5 protein-coding genes are annotated in these 4186 nt (G+C 58.6%); 3 read left to right on the top strand and 2 right to left on the bottom strand.

Annotated elements, in window-relative coordinates:
• Window positions 1–326: 326 nt before the first annotated feature.
• The gene (locus AEQ67_RS19290; RefSeq protein WP_059405426.1) at window positions 327–2090 is read right to left on the bottom strand and encodes an L-lactate permease; all 1764 of its coding nucleotides are present in this window, start codon (window positions 2088–2090) and stop codon (window positions 327–329) included.
• A 194-nt stretch (window positions 2091–2284) separates the two neighbouring features.
• Here AEQ67_RS19290 and AEQ67_RS19285 point away from each other — a divergent pair, with 194 nt between their 5' ends.
• Window positions 2285–2521, top strand: coding sequence for a hypothetical protein (locus tag AEQ67_RS19285; RefSeq protein ID WP_059405425.1), 237 nt, complete (start codon window positions 2285–2287; stop codon window positions 2519–2521).
• A gap of 142 nt (window positions 2522–2663) precedes the next feature.
• Here the strand turns inward: AEQ67_RS19285 and AEQ67_RS19280 are convergent, their stop codons facing one another.
• On the bottom strand, window positions 2664–2894 hold the full coding sequence (locus tag AEQ67_RS19280; protein WP_152974881.1) for a hypothetical protein: 231 nt from the start codon (window positions 2892–2894) through the stop codon (window positions 2664–2666).
• Window positions 2895–3124: 230 nt separating this feature from the next.
• Between AEQ67_RS19280 and AEQ67_RS19275 the strand changes: the two genes are divergently transcribed.
• Together AEQ67_RS19275 and AEQ67_RS19270 are read left to right on the top strand one after the other, a co-directional pair.
• Window positions 3125–3790: a M24 family metallopeptidase gene (locus AEQ67_RS19275; RefSeq protein WP_059405423.1), complete on the top strand. Its 666-nt coding sequence runs from the start codon at window positions 3125–3127 to the stop codon at window positions 3788–3790.
• Window positions 3791–3888: 98 nt separating this feature from the next.
• The coding region (locus AEQ67_RS19270; protein ID WP_161807457.1) for a transposase at window positions 3889–4186 on the top strand (298 nt) is incomplete at its 3' end.

Raw genomic sequence — 4186 nt, 5'->3', positions numbered from 1 at the left:
AGGTGCATGTTCCTTCCTTAGATCAACACTGACTTCCAGACACCGAAGTATGGAAGAGGAAGGAACGGACAACCTATATCGTAAGGCCGAGCGCAGGTTCTGCGCAGTGGGCAACCCGGCATGGATGCCGGGTTAGCCGCCCCCGGCCATGGATGGCCGATGGCGGCGGGCCCACGGAGCAGGACCGGAGCGAGGGCATGCCGAGCCACAGCGAGGCACCGAACGAAAGGGGCAGAAGCCCTTGGTTACTTGGGGCTTTTCCAAGTGACTCGCCGTAAGGGCGAAACCAATAGCCGCCGTTACCTAAATAACGGATAAACACCCAATCAATGCCCCCCAACAACCATATGACTGAACGGCGCCACATACGCCTGCAACGTCACCAGCCCACCGACCAGGATCGCCAGGATAATCGAGTGGAAGAACACGTAACGCAGGATTTCCCCTTCATGGCCATACCAGCGCGTGGCGGTAGACGCCACCACGATCGACTGGGCGTCGACCATCTTGCCCATCACCCCGCCGGAACTGTTGGCAGCGGCCATCAGCACCGGACTGAGCCCCAATTGTTCGGCGGTGACCCGTTGCAAGCCGCCGAACAGCACGTTGGACGCCGTGTCCGATCCGGTCAAGGCCACGCCGAGCCAGCCAAGAAGGGTGCCAAACATGGGATAGAAAATCCCCGTCGCGGCAAAGGCCAGGCCCATCGTCGCGTCCAGGCCCGAATAACGGGTGAGGAAACCGAGGGCGAGCATCGCGGTGATGGTAATCAGTGAATAGCGCACCACCCACAGCGTTCGCAGGTATTGGTGGATCAACTGCGGAATGGAATAACCCATCAGCAACCCGCCGAGAATCGCCGACAGCAGGATGCCGCTACCGGTGCTGGTGAACCAGGTGAACTTGTAGACCGCTTCCTCGGTTTTCGGCGCAGGCACCACTGGCGGCACCTTCTCGATCTGCTGGTGAATCGTGGTGAAGGTCACGATCGGGGCGAAGATCGGGTTCGCTTCGCGCATCGGTTTGCCCTGAGGGTCGAGCTTGGCTGAGCTGGTCGCCGGATCGATCGCCGGGCGGGTGTCGAACATGTTTTTGAAGCCTTGGGTGCCCCAGGCGAAGACGAACACCGTAAGGATGATCCACGGCATCCACGCACGCATGACAGCAGGCTTGGCATCGCTGGCAAAGGCTGCACTGGCGACGGGTTTTTCATCATGCTCGGCGTCGATTTTGGAGTTGTCTACCCGCCCGGACAGGGCGGCGGAGGTGTGCACAGTGGCGGGTTTCCAGACCCTGAGGAAACCGGGCAGGCAGGCCATGGAAATCAGCGCGGCGATCACGTCCACCAGCATCGGGCCGTGGTAGTTGGACACGATAAACTGCGGCACTGCAAAACTGACCCCGGCCACCAGGATCGCCGGCCAGATCTCCAGCATCTTGCGCCAGCCGGCAAAGGCCCAGATCAGCCAGAACGGCACGATCACCGAGAAAAACGGGAGTTGCCGACCGACCATCATCGACAGCTCCATTTCATCCAGCCCGGTGACTTTGGCCAGCGTGATGATCGGCGTGCCCAAAGCGCCGAACGCTACGGGCGCGGTATTGGCGATCAACGCCAGCCCCGACGCCGCCAGAGGCGAGAAGCCCAGCCCGATCAGAATCGCCCCGGTCACCGCCACCGGCGTACCGAAACCAGCCGCCCCTTCAAAGAACGCGCCGAAGCAGAAGGCAATCAGCAGCAATTGCAGGCGTCGGTCGTCAGTGATGCGCGCCAGGGAATCCTGCAGGACCTTGAACGAGCCGTTCTCGGTGGTCAGCCGGTGCAGGAATATGATGTTGAGCACGATCCAGCCGATCGGCAGCAAGCCGTTAGCGGCGCCGTAAAGTGCAGCCGAACCCGCCATGCTCGCCGGCATGCCGAAAGCGAAGATGGCGATGAGCAGGGCGGAGCCCAGGGCGAGCAATGCCGCCAGGTGCGCCTTGATGTGGAAAAACGCCAAAGAGGCCAGCATCACCACGACCGGCACTGCCGCCATGATGGTGGAAAGCACCGGGTTACCGAACGGATCGTAGATTTGCTGCCAGACCATGTTCCACCTCTGCTTTTTATTGTTGGGAGTGCAGGCCCCCTGAGGGGTAGGTGGCTTGTAGTATAGGTGGCATTACGCCGCTGTCAGGGCAGGGCTCATCTTCCTTGAATCAAGGCTGTTGGAAGGCTTCACTGAGCTAACATGGCAACTAGGGGTTTGCGTCACTCGGGTGTCACGACGGGAGGAATGCAGCAATGACTGAGCGCCATCTGGACCACAAGGAAACGCTGTCGAACGGATGCAAGATCGAAGTCAAAGCCGAGATATTGAGGGACGGCTCGCTGAAGATGTTCATCGGTGTTTACTGGCCGGACGGTTCGGTCATCTCTGAGAATCACGATCCCAAGCCGCATCTGCTGGACATGGAAGCGGCGCTGGATTGGGGTATCGATATCGCGAAGGGTATTGGCAATAGCCAAAGAACGTTGTGAGGCCTGGCTGATGGCGCCAAGGGGTATCGGTGCCTCAGGCGCCAATTCTCGATCCGGTCCCCAACGTTGGGGAAATCCTTGGTAAACGGGTCGAGCGTGTGGGGCAGGCTACAAGCCCAATGATCGTCTCCCGGCACGCGGTCTATAGGGTCGCCGAGATCAGCAGCAGGTTTAACTCCTGCATGAATTCCATGATCGTCGCCAGGCTCCCTGCCTGCATGAATGCAATGATCATCGTCTGGATCGGTGTGAGTGCCAGAGCGGCCAGCAAATGGAGGTCCGGAGTGACCCTTGGCGCAATGCCCATCGCCAAGGCCAGCGCGCTCGCCGCTAGCACAGCCATCAACATCGCCACTGTTACTACCATCACCATGAGCTCCTCCATTGTCGCTTCCGCCATTTGGCAGGATGGATAGGCACCGCAATATGTGTGAAAGCAAGGCTCGGGCCAATCGCCAGACATTTTGACAAAATGATGACAGCCCCTCTTTCAACCCAAGTGAGCAGGGCATCGGCTTCAGGGTTGTATCTTCATTACCGACTATCGCAATATACAAATCTATATAGCGTATGAGCTGTGCTCTCTTGAAAAAGGAATGACGGATGACCTCGGCCCTGAGCGGCAAAGAAGCGGTAGGTGAGCGCTACACGTTGGAATCGATGCGCCACGCGCAGCAGATGACCTGGAAGGCCATCGAACAGATTGCCCATGCCATTTCACCTGGCATGCGCGAGTCCGAGGCCGTGTTGCGGGGCAAGCAGATCCTGGCCGAACTGGGCATGGATCGAATCTGGCACCCACTGCTGATCCGCTTTGGAGCCAATACGCTGAAGACTTTCAAACAGCGCTCCGATGGCGATCCTGAGTTAGGCAATGAAGACATTTTCTTCATCGACATGGGCGTGGTATGGCAAGGGCATGAAGGTGATGCCGGCGCGACGTTTACCACCGGTTCCGATCCGGAAATGCTCGCTTGTACCGCGGCTGCCAAAGAGCTTTTCAACCAGGTTGAGAATTTTTGGCGCAGCGAGCGGGTTTCCGGTGTAGCGCTCTACGACTATGCGGCTGCGCAAGCGCAGGCCATGGGATGGAAGCTCAATCTGGACATCAAAGGCCACCGAGTCAGCGATTTTCCTCATGCGATTCACCGCGGCGGCGACCTCGGTGATTTCGAGCAATCGCCGAACGCCGGTCTTTGGATTCTGGAAATCCAGATCGCCCACCCCGAGCGTCCATTCGGGGCGTTCTATGAAGACTTGCTGATCTGATCATTCGACATCCACGATCCCTAATGAAATGGCTACCCCCGCCGCCCCCTGTGATCGCCCACTAAGCTTTCACCGGGGGCTCATCGGAGACTGTTGCCATGAACAAAGTAGCTATTGCCGCCATCGACTTGGGAAAACACTCTTTTCACCTGCATGCGCAAGATGATCGCGGTCATGAGCTTTGCCGCAAAAAATTCAATCGGGTGTCGCTCATTCGGTATCTGGCCAACCTGGAATCTTGCACCGTCGTGATGGAAGCTTGTGGTGGTGCCCACTTCATGGCGCAGGAGGCCGCCAAGCTGGGGCATACGCCCAAGCTCATCGCACCTCATCTCGTACGTCCATACGTCAAAAGCAACAAAAACGACTTCGCCGATGCCGAGGCGATCTGCGAGG

The sequence above is a fragment of the Pseudomonas sp. RIT-PI-q genome (genome assembly GCF_001297125.1).
GTDB lineage: Bacteria > Pseudomonadota > Gammaproteobacteria > Pseudomonadales > Pseudomonadaceae > Aquipseudomonas.
Note: the sequence above shows the minus strand (reverse complement) of the source record. Positions and strands in the feature narration are given on the sequence as shown.

What these genes read in the sequence shown, in the direction of transcription:
- AEQ67_RS19290 (WP_059405426.1), bottom strand. Translation starts at nt 2,090, where the DNA reads ATGGTCTGGCAGCAAATCTACGATCCGTTCGGTAACCCGGTGCTTTCC.
- AEQ67_RS19285 (WP_059405425.1), top strand. Translation starts at nt 2,285, where the DNA reads ATGACTGAGCGCCATCTGGACCACAAGGAAACGCTGTCGAACGGATGC.
- AEQ67_RS19280 (WP_152974881.1), bottom strand. Translation starts at nt 2,894, where the DNA reads ATGGTGATGGTAGTAACAGTGGCGATGTTGATGGCTGTGCTAGCGGCG.
- AEQ67_RS19275 (WP_059405423.1), top strand. Translation starts at nt 3,125, where the DNA reads ATGACCTCGGCCCTGAGCGGCAAAGAAGCGGTAGGTGAGCGCTACACG.